Origin of the sequence: Cohaesibacter marisflavi (genome assembly GCF_900115225.1) — a bacterium.
Lineage (GTDB): Bacteria > Pseudomonadota > Alphaproteobacteria > Rhizobiales > Cohaesibacteraceae > Cohaesibacter > Cohaesibacter marisflavi.
Window position 1 is genome coordinate 676,705 of the sequence record NZ_FOVR01000001.1, and the last position, 16,050, is coordinate 692,754.

The window sequence follows — 16,050 nt, forward strand, 5'->3', positions numbered from 1 at the left end:
GGTATCCAGAAAGGAATTTCGGCGAAATGCCAATTGGCAGGCGAATATGGTGTCGGATTGCCGGTTTTGATGCAAAATGTCACTTAGACAACGGAGCTATAGGTCCATCATGTTGATAATAAAATCAGCAATGCCCTCGACATCATCAAGAGCAAACAGAGGCAAGCCCTCTGGCGCGCCAAGAGTCTGGGGCGTGTCGCTGGCAACAGCGGTGATGAAATGATCTTCCGGCGCAATCGGGTCGGTCTTCATCGACTCGGCGCGCCTTACTTCAATTTTAGGAAAAGGCTCTGTTTTATAGCCCTCAACCAACACGAGATCACAAGGTTCAAGGCGGGCCAGAACGTCGCTCAAGAGAGGCTCCTGTTCATCCTTGCATTCATGCATGATTGCCCAGCGGGTGCCTGCTGCGACGAGAGCGACTTCGCCTGATCCAGCTTCCCGATGACGGAAACTGTCCGTGCCTTCCTTGTCGATGTCACATTTGTGATGGGCATGCTTGACTGATGAAATCTTGAACCCTCGTTCAGTCAGGGTCTTGATGAGAGCGATAACGAGCGTGGTTTTGCCTGAATTTTTCCAGCCGGTAACGCCGAAAATCTTGTGACCGTGAGTGTCCATCTGGGCAGTGTCCTTGAAAAGAATGTCCGAAGCGACCTGAAATGAAGAGGAAAGTGCGTCTATGCGCTCCTTATTGTCTCTGCATGTTTCAAATCGTCTGGATGATTGATGTTGAAGAATGGGTCTATCATGTGGGAGCCGATTGGCAGCGGGGCAAAATCACAATAGACGCAATGGTGTTGCTCTGCCCATAGTCTCATTTTCCTATTTCCTGCCAAGAGAAATGTCTCCAGTGCATCGGCGCTAGAGACAGGCCACAGGCCGAATGTGGGGTGCAGTCCGTTATCTGTGCGGGCAATCACCGGTCTCGTTCCTTGTTCGGGCAGAAGAGTGAGGAAACGGGTGAGTAGTTCGTCGGGGAAAAAGGGCGTATCCACGGCAACGCTCAATACAAGATCTCCTGCGCCTTCTGTCTGTGCCCATCGCATGGCCGCAAGAATTCCGGCCAAAGGTCCGACAAATCCTTCGACAGGGTCAGAAACGACCTCATACCCACGAGGAAATGCGGCGGACCCTTTCGGAGCGCTGATGAGAATGTGATCCGCTTGTCCTGTAAGGCGATCAACTGTGTTTTGAATGAGTGATTTGCCATTGAGGGACAAAAGGGCTTTGTTGGCCCCTTGCATGCGCTGCGATTGACCGCCGGCAAGAATAACGGCCACAGTTGACTGGTGTTGAGTCTTCATTGTTTCAAGCGTTTCATGGAATCTGAAGCATCAATAGCGGTAAGAAGTCTACATGATTTGCAACTGCGAAGAGAAGTCAAATCCTCATGAATGCGAACCAAAGAGGGTGCGCTTGTGCGCTCATAAAACCGTATGCCTAAAAATATGAGCTTTTCAGGCGACTTATTCGCGCAGTTGTCGGTTATCGCCCTTGACGGATGGTCCAAACCGTTCCAGCAATGGGGAACTGACAATTTCAAACCAGACGAGATAATGTGTTGTGTTTTGGAAAAACAAGAGTGATCAATCGGTGACCGAAGACAAAATCCTTGAAATACTGAAACAATTGAAACCGGCGCCGAATGCGCAGGATATCGTGTCGGCGGGCATGGTGTCTGATATCATCATCAAGGACGGGGCCGTGATGTTCTCTATCTCGGTGCCAGCCGAGCAGGCTGATAGCTTTGAGCCGTTGCGTGAACGGGCTGAGGCCGTAGTCGCTTCGCTGGATGGTGTCAAGAAAGCCATGGTGGTGTTGACCGCCGAACGTGCTCCGGGTGCAGGGCAGGGAAACGCAACGGCTGCTCCCCAACGCCCAACGCCCAAAAAGCCACCACAAGGGGGTGGTAAAATTGATATCGCTGGCGTGAAGCAGATCATTGCCGTTTCCTCGGCAAAGGGCGGAGTTGGCAAATCCACAACGGCAGTCAATCTTGCTTTGGCGCTACAGGCCAATGGCCTGAAGGTCGGTATTTTGGATGCCGATATTTACGGTCCGTCCATTCCGCGGCTTCTGAAAATCACAGACAAGCCGACGGCTGTTCCTAATTCTCGCCGGATGTATCCGCTCAAGGCCTACGGCCTGATGGCCATGTCTATCGGGCTTCTGGTCGATCCGGATACGCCAATGGTTTGGCGCGGGCCCATGGCCGTCTCGGCCCTTACTCAGATGATCCGCGATGTGAATTGGGATATGGAAGGAGAGCTCGATGTGCTCGTTGTTGATATGCCTCCGGGAACTGGCGATATTCAGCTGACCATGGCCCAGCAGGTGCCGCTAAGCGGCTCCGTCATCGTTTCCACCCCACAGGATCTGGCTCTCATCGATGCCCGCAAGGGGATTGCCATGTTCCAGAAGGTGAATATTCCCATTCTCGGGATCGTGGAGAATATGAGCTATTTTGCTTGCCCGACCTGCGGTTCGCGTCATGACATCTTCGGCCATGGTGGCGCTCGTTCAACCGCTGAGGAGATCGGCGTTCCGTTCCTTGGAGAGATCCCGTTGCACATGGATATTCGCGAGCGTTCCGACGCTGGCGATCCGGTGATCGTTTCAGAACCCGAAAGCGATCATACTGCGATCTATCTTTCCATAGCCAACGACATGATGAAGGGGCTGGCCGGAGCATCCAAGCCTGCACCTGCCATTGTCGTCGAATAGCAAGCCCGCGCGTTGTTTCATAACGTGAGATGATGCGCGGCCTCAAATCCGCCTTGGTTGGAAAGAGTGGTCTTGGTGCAGCGTGATGGCCCCGTTACAAGCCGCTCCGCCAGAAGCTCCAAAGCCCCTATTCAAATTCTGTCCGCGTAGCGACGAGGTGATCTTTCGCCTCGTCTTTTTCTTGGTTTCGCCGCATGCGCGATACCTGCCGTTCGCGTTGAATCGTATAGATGCCCGACCCCAGAATAAGAATGATGCCGAACCATGTGAGCATATCGGGAATGTCGCCCCAAATGAGATAGCCATAAATCAGTGCAATCGGCATGGAGACATAGCGGAAGGAGGAAACAACAGACACCTCCCCATTCTGCATGGCGATGGAAACATAATATTGGCCAAGCGTGAGAAAGGCTGCGGCCATGAACAGATAGAACAGATTTTCAGGATTTGGCGGCAGCCAACCGGCATCACCCCCGACGTAAAACTGAATGAGCGCCAGGATACCGCCGCCGATCGTGGATACGAGCATGGTTGTGAAGGTCACAATCCAGAGCGAGATATGCGGCTTGATCTGGCGAGTGATGAGATCTCGGGTGGCGGCAAACAGCACCGCGCCAACGGCAAAGAGCGAGAAGGCGTTAAAACTCTCAAGACCCGGGCGTACGATGGCCAGTACGCCAATAAAGCCAACCAACACGGCAAGCCAGCGCCGAATGCCAACCGTTTCTCCAAGAAACAGCGCTGCGGCTGCTGTGGTGGCAAGGGGAATAGCCTGCAAAACGGCATAGACATTGGCTAGAGGCATATATTTGAGCGCCACAAGGCAGCCGATTGCCGAGAATGTCTCACACACGCCGCGTAGCAGCAAAATCGGATCTGCGAATTGATGCATATAGCGCAGCTGGCGCAGGAAAGCGCAGAAAATCAGCACAAGAATGGTGGCGAAAATACCCCTGAAAAAGAGCATTTGACCGGTCGTCAGGCTGTCGCCCACAAGCTTGTTGAAGGTATCGTTTGTGCCGAAGCAAAAGACCGAAACCTGCATGACGAGGATGCCATAGAGGTTGCCCCTATCGTCGCGCTGAGGTGCCCCTTTGGTGCTGCTGACAGCACCACTTTTCTGACCAATTGCCATGTGTGAGACTTTCGTGATGAAAACCGGCATGAAGGGCGCTGAAGAGAGCCCTTGAAGCTTCTAGCCACCGGTTACTGACATGTGCCTGCCAATAGAGGGGCGATTGTTTAGTCTGTCAATAACAAAATCATGGCCCTTTGGCTTTCGCTCAATGGCATGATGGATTGCGTTGATAATCCCCGCATTGCTTTCAGAAGCCCTCAACGGAGCGCACAGGTCGGCGGCATCGTCCTGACCAAGACACATGAAGAGGGTGCCCGTGCAGGTGATCCTCACGCGGTTGCAGCTCTCGCAGAAATTATGGCTCAGCGGGGTGATAAAGCCAATGCGGCCTCCGGTCTCGCCAACAGTCACATAGCTTGCCGGTCCTCCGGTTTTGTGCGGCGAGGGCGATAGGGTCCAGCGCTGCGAAAGATCCTGTTTAACTTTGGAAAGCGGCAGATATTGATCGGTTCTATTCTGATCGATTTCGCCCATCGGCATGGTTTCTATAAAGGTGATGTCCATATTGCGCTCATGGCAAAAGTGGATCATGTCGTCAAATTCATCATCATTGACCCCTTTTAGGGCGACGACATTGAGCTTGATCTTGATGCCTTCAGCCAGAGCGGCGTCAATACCGTCCATGACTTGCTGAAATCGGCCCCAGCGGGTAATGGCGCGAAAGCGGTCTTCTCTGAGACTATCAAGGGATACATTGATCCTGCGAACGCCAGCGGCCGCTAGATCCTTGGCAAAACGAGAAAGCTGGGAGGCGTTAGTCGTCAGGGTCAGTTCTTCAAGTGCGCCAGTTTCCAGATGACGCGACAGGGACGAGACAAGCGTCATGATGCCCTTGCGCACAAGAGGTTCGCCGCCTGTGAGCCGCAGCCGCTTGACGCCATGGTCTATGAAAACGGTGCTGAGCCGATCCAGCTCTTCCAATGTCAGGATTTCGGCCTTGGGCAGAAAATGCATATTCTCGGCCATGCAATAGACGCATCGAAAATCGCAACGGTCCGTAACGGACAGGCGCAGATAGGTAATTGTCCGGCCAAAGGGGTCGATCAACGGGGCTCCTGTCTGTCCCTCAGCGTCACTAAAGCGCATTGGCTCTTCCTTGCATTTAATTATGACTTGTCTCATCATGAATTGAGAAAACCGGATGTTGATACAACCCGCCCTTACAAGTCAATCGCAGAAACCATCAATTGCCAATCTTCAAAGCGCGTTTCACAAACAAGTGACGATGGACAGGCCCGGTCTTGCCCCGCACTGGCTTATTGCGCATGCTCTGATTGAACGAAATAAAAGGAACGCCACCATGACAAAGGCCTGGCCTACGGAAATCCGCCTGAAGAAGGACAAAAAAAGCCTGATAGTGGCTTTCGATGACGAAAGTGCCTACGAGTTTTCGGCTGAATTCCTGCGGGTAACATCGCCAAGCGCTGAAGTGCAGGGCCATCACCCTTCGCAGAAAAAGACCATTGGCGGCAAGCGCGATGTTGAAATCATGAAGGTTGAACCTGTTGGAAATTATGCTGTGCGGCTGTTTTTTACCGATTTGCATGATTCTGGCTATTTCACTTGGGATTACTTCAAGGAATCAGGAGAAGCGATGGACGCGATCTGGGCCGAGTATCTGCAAGCGCTTGAAGCACAAGGGCTTGATCGCGGCTAGCAAAAGAGGAGTATCTCTTGCCTCTAGGAATGCTGCATAACAAACAACAAGTACCCTAAACAAAAAGCCGGCCCTTTAAAGGACCGGCTTTGAAATGTTTCAACCAAAAGGCATTATTGCCTGTATTACTGGTTTGCCTGAATGACATGCACCTTGGCGCCGACTTTAACGCGCTCATAAAGGTCAATCACATCTTCGTTGGCAAGTCGGATGCAGCCAGACGAAACGGCCTGCCCGATGCTCCATGGTTCGTTAGACCCGTGAATACGGTAAATCGTGGAGCCGATATACATGGCGCGCGCACCCAGAGGGTTGTTCGGGCCGCCTTTCATGTGAGCGGGCAGGTTCGGAACACGCTTGCGCATTGCAGGAGGAGGGGTCCAGCCTGGCCACTCAGCCTTGCGGCTCACGCGGTGGGTACCAGTCCACTGGAAGCCCGGGCGACCAACGCCGATTCCGTATTTCATGGCTTTGCCGTTGCCCATGATATAATAGAGGCGACGTTCTTTGGTATTGATGACAATGGTTCCTTCAGCCGATTTGGCAAAAGGGCCTGAATATTTGACGGTCTTGCGCTTGATGGGAGACTTGCCGCCATGGGCATAGCCATTGACGTCTTTCCAAGTCTGCGATTCCATGTCGAAATATTTGGAAGCGTTAGCACTTGTGACGGCTACAGCGAGGCCGAACAGAAGACTAGCACCAAGAGTGATCAGTTTTCTCATTATTTTGTCCCGAATTTAAAATGCCAAGCTTCGCGTCAACAGCCAATTAAACTGCCCCGGCTGAGCAAAGCCAAACGAAATTGTTGCCAAGAAAGCGTTACGGCTATTTTCTAAATATGAAGTGACCACGCAAGACTTTTTGAATTTGTTGCTATCACAATTTTGTTTATTTTTTAAAAGCACGCCCTTCTTGTGGTGCTTTTGCAACAGTTCAAGAGGTCTCCGGTGCCAAAAGGTGTTCTTTCTTGCGATAGTCATTTCCCTTTAGTGTATCAAACGAAGAGCGGGGTAATGATGTATATCAGAAGTGGAAAATTGATTGATTCGTCGGGGAAAGCCCCCGTATCCGCTCGCTGTGATTCAAGGGATCAAATCAAACCTTTAGCCTTTAGAGTTACCTGGGTGGCCTCGTTCAAGTCATAACTTGATAACTCCTCGGGCGTTACCCAGGCGATGGCTTCAAATTCTTCGTTGAATGCGACATCCCGGTTGGTCGCGTGGCAATCAAATATCAGATAGATCATGTAGATCTCTTCGGTTGAGCCGTCAGGATAGGTTTTTACGCGCGTATTATCGCGGAAGGTCCATGGTTTGACGCTGTCTATTGTGAGAGCCTCGCCCAGTTCTTCGCGAATCTCCCGGCGCAGGCCTTCCTCGATTGTTTCTCCCTCTTCCAATCCTCCACCCGAAAGAGCCCATTGGCCGGGAAAGACTCCGCGATGAGACGGCATCTTACAGAGCAAATAGGCGCCATCATTTTCGATGAGTGGGCATAGAATGGTTCTCTTGCGCATGGCGATAATCCTTTCACTAAATGTCACTGGGAAGAGGAAAAAGGAACGGGCCCGACCATGATAGGCCGGACCCGCGTGATTTGATAGTGTCAACTGACAGGGTAACGACAGCTCTACTTACAGATCGAGCTCTGCAAAGAAGTCATTGCCCTTGTCATCGACCACGATGAAGGCCGGGAAGTCTTCCACTTCAATGCGCCAGACAGCTTCCATGCCGAGTTCAGGATATTCGATGCATTCAACTTTCTTGATGCAGTCCTTAGCCAAGCGTGCAGCCGGTCCGCCAATGGAACCAAGATAGAAGCCACCATGTTCTTTACATGCGTTGGTGACAGCCTTGGAACGGTTGCCTTTTGCCAACATGATCATCGAGCCGCCGAAGGACTGGAATTGATCAACGAAGCTGTCCATACGGCCAGCCGTGGTTGGGCCGAAGGAACCGGAGGCATAGTTGGACGGGGTCTTGGCCGGGCCTGCATAATAAACCGGATGGTTTTTCAGATATTCAGGCATCGGCTCGCCAGCTTCAAGGCGTGCGCGGATCTTGGCATGAGCAAGGTCTCGGGCGACAATGAGCGGCCCACTAAGGCTGAGGCGGGTCTTGACCGGATATTTGGTCAGAACAGCCAACTGCTCTGCCATTGGCTGGTTGAGGTCAACCTTGACGACTTCGCCACCCAAAGCTTCCTCATCAACTTCTGGCAGATACTGTGCCGGATTGGTTTCCAGCTCTTCGATGAAGATGCCGTCTTTGGTGATCTTGCCTTTGCACTGGCGGTCAGCCGAGCAGGAAACGCCGATGGAAATCGGCAGGGATGCACCATGGCGAGGCAAGCGGATGACACGCACGTCATGGCAGAAATATTTGCCGCCGAACTGTGCGCCGATGCCGGTGCCGCGTGCGAGCTTCAGGATTTCTTCTTCCATTTCCAGATCGCGGAAGGCGTTTGCCATCTCGGATCCTTCGGTCGGAAGCTCATCATAATAGTGAGCAGAAGCGAGCTTGGTGGTTTTCAGGTTCAGCTCTGCAGACAGGCCGCCGATGGTGATGGCCAGATGGTATGGCGGGCAGGCAGCCGTGCCGAGCGTCTTGATCTTTTCTTCAAGGAAGGCAAGCAGACGATCTTTGGTCAGCAGGGAGGGGGTTCCCTGATACAGGAAGGTCTTGTTGGCCGAGCCGCCACCTTTCGCCATGAACAGGAATTTGTAGGCGTCTTCCCCTTCAGAGAAGATGTCGATCTGTGCTGGCAGGTTGTTGGCCGTGTTCTTTTCTTCGAACATGGTCAGCGGTGCAAGCTGGCTGTAGCGCAGGTTCTTCTTGTCGTAGGCGTCGAACACGCCCTGGCTCAGTGCGCCTTCTTCATCGCCTTCCACCCAGACATTCTTGCCTTTCTTGCCGACAACGATGCCTGTACCTGTGTCCTGACACATTGGCAAAACGCCCGCGGAAGAAATGCAGGCATTCTTGAGCAGGTCAAGCGCAACGAATTTGTCATTCTGGGTTGCTTCGTCATCTTCCAGAATCTTCTGCAATTGTGCCAGGTGATCCGGGCGCAGCAGATGGGCGATATCGATGAATGCCGTTTCGCTTAGAAGGCGGATGCCTTCTTCTTGGACCACAAGGACGTCCTTGCCCTTGAAAGACTCAACCGAAACATAGTCGGAGGTCAGTTTGCGATAAGTGGTTTCATCCTTTCCCATAGGAAAGAGCTTATATGCTTTAGTGCTCATTTTCGGTCCTTGTTTGCAGTTCCGATAACGGGTGGCCCACCCGCTTCCAAAATATGGATGTCTGATTGCATCAATTGGGAGAGCTGTCTTTGATCGGTGTCACCCTGATGCAAAGGAAATTCCGCAAATCAATGAGTGCAGGGCTTGAGGGCAAATTTCAAGTCCTTCTTATGGCAAATCCTGCGTCAAATTTTGTGCAGATCTTTCCACACAAGACCGTGTCCGACCTGTGGCAAATTGTTTTCTTGAAAAATTCGAATATAAGAAATAAATAATATACTAGATTTCCATGACGCGGATTCCCAACCGGTCCAAATCGCATTTTATGATCATTTCCAATTTAATCAGTGAGGAAAGAGAATGGCCAAGCAAACAGATTACGTCAGCACGCTCTTCAATAACGCAGACGACCCCAACAAAATCACGGTGGCTTATACCATGGGCGTGCAGGCCCTTGCTCAAGGTCATAGCGCTACCATCATGCTGATGGTGGATGCCGTGCATCTGGCCAAGAAGGGGGCTCTTGAAGGCATCGATATCGGTGCGCCGTTCCAGCCAGCACAGCCCCTGCAGGAAGCGTTTCTCAAAGAGGGTGGGCAAATTCTGGTCTGCAAGGCCTGTATGGTTCACAACGGCGTCTCCGAGGATGAGATCGACGAACGCATGCAGGTAATAACGGCAGAAGAAGTGGTTCCCATGCTGATGGGTGCAAAGGGAAGCCTGCAGCTCACTTGATGCAACCATCGCAATAATTTTGACTGTCTTTTAAAGAAGGCCATCTCCCTTGAGATGGCCTTTATCTGTTTAGTCAGCACCGCAATTGGGAGTTCAGACACTTGACGTTACGCTCATCAACCACAAATGTAGGACAGGGACCGCACTCTTTTGACTGGACCGCCTGAATGGGTCGAAAGACAACCAACTGGCCTCACTTCTTGAAGCCATTTTACAATCATGTCCAATATTAAGGACGGGAGAGAATTATGAGCAATGTGCGCGTGGAAACCGATTCATTTGGCCCACTCGAAGTCCCTTCAGATAAATATTATGGAGCGCAAACCGCGCGTTCCCTGATCAACTTTCCGATCGGCGAAGAAACCATGCCAGCGCCCATCGTGCGCGCTCTTGGTATTATCAAGCTTTCGGCAGCTCGAGCCAATCTCGCACTCGACAACATGGAACCCAAAATAGGGAGCGCCATCATCAGTGCCGCTGAAGAAGTGGCCGAGGGCAAATTGAACGATCACTTCCCGCTGTCCGTATGGCAAACAGGCTCGGGCACTCAATCCAACATGAATGCCAATGAAGTGATCTCCAACCGCGCCATTGAAATTCTGGGTGGAGAACTGGGCTCGAAAACGCCTGTACATCCCAACGACCACTGCAACCGAAGCCAATCATCCAACGATACGTTCCCCACGGCGATGCATATTGCGACCGCTGAGGAAATCAGCAACAGCCTGATACCGGCTCTGGAAAAGCTCCACGCAGCATTGGCCGAGAAATCCGATGCCTTCAAGGACATTATCAAAATTGGGCGAACCCATTTGCAAGACGCAACGCCCCTTACGCTCGGGCAGGAATTCTCCGGCTATTCGGCGATGGTGGAAAATGGCATTCGCCGGGTTTCCAGCGCCTTGCCAGCGCTTTACGCTCTCGCCCAAGGGGGCACAGCCGTTGGCACTGGGCTGAATGCCAAAATTGGTTTTGCGGAGAAGTTTGCAGAAGAAGTCGCTAATTTTACCGGGCTTCCCTTTGTCACCGCACCAAACAAGTTTGAAGCATTGGCCACCCATGACGCCATGGTGGAAGCTCACGCCATGCTGAACACGCTCGCTGCCAGCCTGTTCAAGATTGCGAGTGATATTCGACTGCTTGGTTCTGGTCCAAGGTCAGGTCTGGGCGAGATATCCCTGCCGGAAAATGAGCCGGGGTCATCCATCATGCCAGGCAAAGTCAACCCGACCCAGTGTGAGGCTATGACCATGGTTTGTACTCAGGTGATGGGGAACAACGCCGCCGTCGCAATGGCTGGCTCGCAGGGGCATTTTGAGCTAAACGTTTTCAAACCGATCATCGCCTACAACACAATCCAGTCGATCCGGTTGCTTGCCGACGCGGCCCATAGTTTCACTGACAAATGTGTGGTCGGGATCACTGCGAATGAAGACCAGATCGGCGCTTTAATGCAGCGGTCCTTGATGCTTGTAACTGCACTTGCCCCCCATATCGGCTATGATAACGCCACCAAGATCGCCAAAACGGCGCATAAGAATGGCACGACCCTCAAGGAGGAGGCTGTGAATCTGGGCTTTGTTTCAGAAGACGATTATGACAAATGGGTGCGTCCTGAAAAGATGATCGCACCGCAATAAGTGCGTTAAGAGCCCTAAAGGCATGTGGAAACTCGTCTCCGTTTCCTCTGCAATATGCTGAAAAATCAATCAAACTCCCGATATTTGTGCAGTCGGTCGCTGAACCGACTGCTTTTATCGGGAGGAGTTGGCCGGGCTTGGCCCTAATTGGATATTTTATGTCATTTTTGCTCGACCAGATCGAAACTCTCATGATAGCGTTTTGAAAAGAGACCTATTCAGAAAACGGCCAATCCATGAAAATGCGCCGTAACCTCGATTTGGAACCAGCCAAATGGCTCGAATAGAAAGACGAACCACAACCAGCATTGTGGCTGACGAACTCAGAAACCGCATACTTAATGGCGACATCAAAGAGGGTGCCCAGGTCCGACAGGAAGCTGTGGCGCATGAATTGGGTGTCAGCCGTATTCCCGTGCGCGAAGCACTCAGGCTGCTTGAGGCCGAAGGGCTTATAACGCTTGTCTCCCACAAGGGAGCTGAGGTGACGCGGCTTGAACCTTCCGAGATTGAGGAATTGTTTGAGATCAGAACCATGCTTGAAGTGTGGCTGTTCGAGCATTCGATCCCCGCGATCACCCAGGAAGACTTTGCCGAGGCGCAAGAGGCACTTGATGCCATGCGTCATGCGCCTGTCAAGGAGTGGGGGCCGCTCAATTGGCAGTTTCACAGTTCCCTTTACAGGGCCGCCAACAAGCCCACCACGCTCAAGCTTCTTAAGCGCGTGCATGACAATGCTGATCGATATGTACGCCTTCAGCTAACGCTCTCAAAGGATGCTCAGGAGCGGGCGCATCAACAGCACCAAGCTATGATAGATGCTGCCCACATGAAAGACACCTATCTTGCTGGCCGATTGTTGTCCGATCACATAAACAATGTGAAGGGACAGATCATTGCCACGGTTGCGGCTATGCGGGAGTAGGAGAAGGCGATCCGGTCAACCAGACGCTCTTAATGAGACAAGTCCCGCAAAGCCTGCGGGATTTGGGAAAAGGCGTCCAGCACCAGATCTGCTCCCAGCTCGTCTGACGGGATTGCCGTGTAGCCATAGCGCATGACTATGACAGGGATTCCTGCCGCGCGCGCTGATTCCACATCTGCCATGCTATCACCAATCAGGATGGATTCCTCGGTAATGCCTCCAGCGCGGTTGATGGCAGAAAAAATGTGATCGGGATGCGGTTTCTTGTTGGGCACGGTGTCAGAGCCACAAATGGAACTGAAATAGTGGGAAACTCCGATCTGTTCCAGCAGATCCAAAGACAGATTTTCGGTTTTGTTGGTGCACACGCTCATGCGTATGCCATTGCTCTTGAAGTCTTCCAGCACAGTGTCAACGCCGGGAAAAAGGGTGCTGTTCTTGCAGATATTCTCGCTGTAATGGGCAAGGAACTGTGCATGCGCCAAATCCAGAGCGTCCTCTGAGAGCGTCTTTCCATAATGGGCAAAGCTGCGTTCGATGGTAATCCTTGCGCCAAAACCAACGGTGTTCCTTACCTTTTGAACAGAGAAGGGCGCCAGATTATGCTGGGAAAGAACATGATTGAGGGCTCCCGTGAGATCAGGAGCCGTGTCGACAAGTGTCCCATCGAGATCAAACAAAACGCAGGAAAAACGGCTATCAGTCATTATCTATCTTTCGTACAACAGGTTGACGTCGGCGGCCGGATATTCCGCCTTAATTTCAAGTGACATATTGGATCTGTCGGATCGAATCAAATAGTCAAAAAATGCGAGCGAGACTAGAATAGACTTCAAATCCCTTCCATGACATAGCTGCAAGCCCCTTTGGGGCACTTGGCGTGATGCTGGCGGCATGATATGAGCGGGGCAGGGTAAAATATTCATTGGGCAGGGCCACTTGCTCAACTACCCCGGGTGGAGCCAAGCCGCTGTTTGGGAGATTTATGGCAGTGGGCCCGATTACCTTAGAGATAAGACAGTAAAATCATGAGTGAACAGCTGAAAAGACAGGCAGCGGCTGCTGCATTGGAATTTGTTGAAGATGGCATGAAGCTTGGTATCGGTACCGGCTCGACCGCTCTTCACTTTGTTGAGCTTTTGGGGGAGAAAGTGGCTGCCGGTATGAAAATCATCGGAGTGCCCACATCTGAACGCACCGCTGAATTGTGCAAGAAAAACGGCGTACCACTCACCACGCTGGAAGAAACCCCGCAGCTAGATCTTACGGTTGATGGCGCCGATGAAATCGACCCGAAGATGCGCCTCATCAAAGGCGGCGGCGGAGCTCTCCTGCGTGAGAAGATCGTTGCTTCGGCTTCCAAAAACATGATCGTCATCGCCGACAAAACCAAGATTGTCGATGCGCTTGGCGTCTTTCCGCTGCCTATCGAAGTCATGCCATTCGGGCTTGGTTCTACCATGATTGCGCTGGAAGATGTCTGTAAGCGGTTTGGCATGCAGGGCTCACTGACCCAGCGGAAAGCCGCAGACGGCACGAATTTCGTCACAGATGGTCAGCATTTCATTATTGATGCAACATTTGGCCGTATTTCCGATGTAGAGGGACTGGACACGGCATTGCGTGCGATCCCGGGTGTGGTAGAAACCGGATTGTTCGTTGGTATAGCCTCTAAAGCAGTTGTTGCTGGCGAAGACGGTGTGTCGATCATAGACCCCGTTAGTTAAAGCACACGAATTTGATTATCATAGGATTTTCGCAAAAGGACTGAAACATGAAAAAAACTGCCCTTGCTACCATGCTCTCTGCTGCTGTGATTTGCGCAGGCATGTCTGCTTCGGCTTTCGCCCAGGATGCCAACGCGCAGGCTGAAAGCACAACGGAACAGTCAACACAGGTGGTTGATACCCATATGCAGGCCGCAATCGACGTCGTCGAACAGACCGGTACAGTTCCTCCGTTCGAAGACACCCTGAAGCAAATCGTGCTGAATTCCAAACGTTGGCTGATCCGCGAAAATCCGTCTGCTGAAAAGGACGTCATTGCAACGGTCGACGAGATTTCCAAGCAGTATGAAGATCAACGCCCTCAATTGGTGCGGTCCATCGCTGTTGCATGGACACGTTATTTGAAAGAAGACGAACTGAATGAAGTTCTGGCCTTCTTTAAAACGCCAGCTGGACAGAAATTTGCGAACTATCAGCCACGTATTCTCGGTGAATCCGTACGCGGTGTTCAGGAATTTTCGGCAATCCTGACGAATATTATCGTCAAATCTGCCAAGGAAGAACTGAACAAGAAAGGCTATAAATTCTCCGAATAGGATGTTCGGAAATTCGGCCCTTGAAATCAAAAGGTGCAAATCCGTTGGGTTTGCGCCTTTTTTGTTTTCTCTCGCATCGCGAGGGGACGGCGATGGCATCACGCATGATCAACATTTTTTTGATGCGGTGAAATGCGAATTATTTTCAAATTCACTCTTTCAATCTTGGCGTGTCTGCTTATCTTCAAAACCAGATGACTATATCGCACCGGGTAGAGAAAAGCTGCCACCCATATCCGCACCAAACGCGCAGGGTGGCCATTTTGTTATGAGGCATGGAAATGAGTGAATTTGATTATGATCTGTTTGTGATTGGGGCGGGCTCCGGTGGCGTACGTGCCGCCCGTATGGCTGCTACCTATGGTGCGAAGGTTGCGGTCGCCGAGGAATATCGGGTCGGCGGCACGTGCGTTATTCGGGGGTGTGTTCCCAAAAAACTGATGGTTTATGCGTCCAAATTCGCTCATGAATTTGAAGATGCCGCAGGCTTTGGCTGGACCGTTGGGGAAACATCCTTCGACTGGAAAACGCTCATCGAGCGCAAGGATGCCGAGATCACGCGCCTCAATGGTCTCTATATCAAGAATCTTGAGCGCCATGATGTGGAAGTTATCCAGTCACGTGCAGAAATTCAGGCTCCGCACCGCATTTGGCTGGCTGGTGAAGAACGTCACGTGACGGCCAAATATATTCTGGTTGCAACAGGTGGTCGCCCGAATATGCCGATGGATCTTTCTGGCGTGGAAAATCTCATCACCTCCAATGAGGTGTTCAATCTTGATAAAATGCCCGAGCGGGTTGTTGTTGTCGGTGCGGGCTATATCGCGCTTGAATTTGCCGGTATTTTTAATGGTCTCGGCGCCGAGACAACTGTACTTTACCGTGGCGAGGAAATCTTGCGCGGCTTTGATGATGACGTCCGCGCGACCTTGCATGAAGAAATGGAAAATCGCGGCGTTCAAATTCTGACACATGACAATCTCGCTTCTGTCGAGCGCCATGATGAAGGCCTGACGGTAACAACAACCTCCGGCCGAACCCTTCAGGCCGATCAGGTTCTTTGCGCCATCGGGCGTTCGCCTTATACCACCGGCCTTGGTCTTGAAACTGTCGGCGTAGACCTTGCCAGCAACGGTGCGGTCAAGGTTGACGAGTATAACCGGACCAACATTGATCACATCTTCGCAGTGGGGGATGTGACCGATCGGGTCAATCTCACGCCGGTGGCCATTCGCGAGGGTGCCGCTTTGGCCGAGACCCTCTTTAATGACAATCCAACCACCACGGACTACGACAATATCGCAACGGCGGTCTTCACTCAGCCAGAAATTGGCACGGTCGGTCTGACAGAAGCCGAAGCCGTGAAGGTCTATGGCAATCTGGATGTCTATGTAGCCAAATTCCGGCCCATGAAAAACACTCTTGCTGGCAATGATGAGAAAATGCTCATGAAGGTCATTGTCGCGGCCGATAGTGATAAGGTGGTTGGCTGTCACATACTTGGGCCGGATGCTGGTGAGATGTCCCAATTGCTCGGTATTGCCATCAAGATGGGCGCCACCAAGGCGGACTTCGATGCAACCGTTGCTGTCCATCCGACAGCTGCGGAAGAGCTGGTCACCATGAAAGAGCCGACCCGCCGCCTACGCAAATAA

At 51.9% G+C, this 16,050-nt stretch carries 16 protein-coding genes; 8 read left to right on the forward strand and 8 right to left on the reverse strand.

What is annotated here, in order from left to right; genetic code table 11:
* Nucleotides 1-96 precede the first annotated feature (96 nt).
* Both mobB and mobA read right to left on the reverse strand, forming a co-directional pair.
* Nucleotides 97-621 carry a molybdopterin-guanine dinucleotide biosynthesis protein B gene (gene mobB / locus BM258_RS03080; RefSeq protein ID WP_090068702.1) on the reverse strand — a complete coding sequence of 175 codons (525 nt, stop codon included), beginning with the start codon at nucleotides 619-621 and terminating at the stop codon, nucleotides 97-99.
* A gap of 59 nt (nucleotides 622-680) precedes the next feature.
* Nucleotides 681-1,307 carry a molybdenum cofactor guanylyltransferase MobA gene (gene mobA / locus BM258_RS03085; RefSeq protein WP_090068704.1) on the reverse strand — a complete coding sequence of 209 codons (627 nt, stop codon included), beginning with the start codon at nucleotides 1,305-1,307 and terminating at the stop codon, nucleotides 681-683.
* 289 nt (nucleotides 1,308-1,596) lie between these two features.
* Here mobA and apbC point away from each other — a divergent pair, with 289 nt between their 5' ends.
* The gene (apbC, locus tag BM258_RS03090) at nucleotides 1,597-2,727 is read left to right on the forward strand and encodes an iron-sulfur cluster carrier protein ApbC (RefSeq protein ID WP_090068983.1); all 1,131 of its coding nucleotides are present in this window, start codon (nucleotides 1,597-1,599) and stop codon (nucleotides 2,725-2,727) included.
* A gap of 127 nt (nucleotides 2,728-2,854) precedes the next feature.
* Here the strand turns inward: apbC and BM258_RS03095 are convergent, their stop codons facing one another.
* A complete protein-coding gene (locus tag BM258_RS03095) occupies nucleotides 2,855-3,862 on the reverse strand; it encodes a DMT family transporter (protein WP_175527890.1) in 1,008 nt (335 codons plus the stop codon).
* Between the two features lie 60 nt (nucleotides 3,863-3,922).
* Complete coding sequence (moaA, locus tag BM258_RS03100; protein ID WP_090068708.1) at nucleotides 3,923-4,951, reverse strand: GTP 3',8-cyclase MoaA; 1,029 nt, start codon at nucleotides 4,949-4,951, stop codon at nucleotides 3,923-3,925.
* Nucleotides 4,952-5,165: 214 nt separating this feature from the next.
* Here moaA and BM258_RS03105 point away from each other — a divergent pair, with 214 nt between their 5' ends.
* On the forward strand, nucleotides 5,166-5,522 hold the full coding sequence (locus tag BM258_RS03105) for a gamma-butyrobetaine hydroxylase family protein (protein WP_090068985.1): 357 nt from the start codon (nucleotides 5,166-5,168) through the stop codon (nucleotides 5,520-5,522).
* Nucleotides 5,523-5,647: 125 nt separating this feature from the next.
* Here the strand turns inward: BM258_RS03105 and BM258_RS03110 are convergent, their stop codons facing one another.
* The 3 genes from BM258_RS03110 to BM258_RS03120 all read right to left on the reverse strand — a co-directional run bounded on the left by BM258_RS03110 (nucleotide 5,648) and on the right by BM258_RS03120 (nucleotide 8,772).
* Nucleotides 5,648-6,247: a L,D-transpeptidase gene (locus tag BM258_RS03110; protein WP_090068710.1), complete on the reverse strand. Its 600-nt coding sequence runs from the start codon at nucleotides 6,245-6,247 to the stop codon at nucleotides 5,648-5,650.
* A 368-nt stretch (nucleotides 6,248-6,615) separates the two neighbouring features.
* A complete protein-coding gene (gene nudI, locus BM258_RS03115; RefSeq protein ID WP_090068711.1) occupies nucleotides 6,616-7,041 on the reverse strand; it encodes a nucleoside triphosphatase NudI in 426 nt (141 codons plus the stop codon).
* A 117-nt stretch (nucleotides 7,042-7,158) separates the two neighbouring features.
* On the reverse strand, nucleotides 7,159-8,772 hold the full coding sequence (locus BM258_RS03120) for a fumarate hydratase (protein WP_090068713.1): 1,614 nt from the start codon (nucleotides 8,770-8,772) through the stop codon (nucleotides 7,159-7,161).
* Nucleotides 8,773-9,132: 360 nt separating this feature from the next.
* Between BM258_RS03120 and BM258_RS03125 the strand changes: the two genes are divergently transcribed.
* From BM258_RS03125 to BM258_RS03135, 3 genes are all read left to right on the forward strand, one after another.
* A complete protein-coding gene (locus BM258_RS03125; RefSeq protein WP_090068715.1) occupies nucleotides 9,133-9,507 on the forward strand; it encodes a DsrE family protein in 375 nt (124 codons plus the stop codon).
* Between the two features lie 248 nt (nucleotides 9,508-9,755).
* Nucleotides 9,756-11,147 (forward strand): class II fumarate hydratase, encoded by a 1,392-nt coding sequence (gene fumC, locus BM258_RS03130; RefSeq protein WP_090068717.1) that lies wholly within the window; start codon nucleotides 9,756-9,758, stop codon nucleotides 11,145-11,147.
* 274 nt (nucleotides 11,148-11,421) lie between these two features.
* Nucleotides 11,422-12,072 (forward strand): GntR family transcriptional regulator, encoded by a 651-nt coding sequence (locus tag BM258_RS03135; RefSeq protein WP_090068719.1) that lies wholly within the window; start codon nucleotides 11,422-11,424, stop codon nucleotides 12,070-12,072.
* Nucleotides 12,073-12,101: 29 nt separating this feature from the next.
* Here BM258_RS03135 and gph read toward each other — a convergent pair whose 3' ends face one another.
* Nucleotides 12,102-12,779 carry a phosphoglycolate phosphatase gene (gene gph, locus BM258_RS03140; RefSeq protein WP_090068721.1) on the reverse strand — a complete coding sequence of 226 codons (678 nt, stop codon included), beginning with the start codon at nucleotides 12,777-12,779 and terminating at the stop codon, nucleotides 12,102-12,104.
* A gap of 321 nt (nucleotides 12,780-13,100) precedes the next feature.
* Here gph and rpiA point away from each other — a divergent pair, with 321 nt between their 5' ends.
* The 3 genes from rpiA to gor all read left to right on the forward strand — a co-directional run bounded on the left by rpiA (nucleotide 13,101) and on the right by gor (nucleotide 16,050).
* Nucleotides 13,101-13,799, forward strand: coding sequence for a ribose-5-phosphate isomerase RpiA (gene rpiA, locus BM258_RS03145; protein WP_407062694.1), 699 nt, complete (start codon nucleotides 13,101-13,103; stop codon nucleotides 13,797-13,799).
* 47 nt (nucleotides 13,800-13,846) lie between these two features.
* Nucleotides 13,847-14,395 (forward strand): DUF2059 domain-containing protein, encoded by a 549-nt coding sequence (locus BM258_RS03150; protein ID WP_090068725.1) that lies wholly within the window; start codon nucleotides 13,847-13,849, stop codon nucleotides 14,393-14,395.
* Nucleotides 14,396-14,676: 281 nt separating this feature from the next.
* A complete protein-coding gene (gene gor / locus BM258_RS03160; RefSeq protein ID WP_090068729.1) occupies nucleotides 14,677-16,050 on the forward strand; it encodes a glutathione-disulfide reductase in 1,374 nt (457 codons plus the stop codon).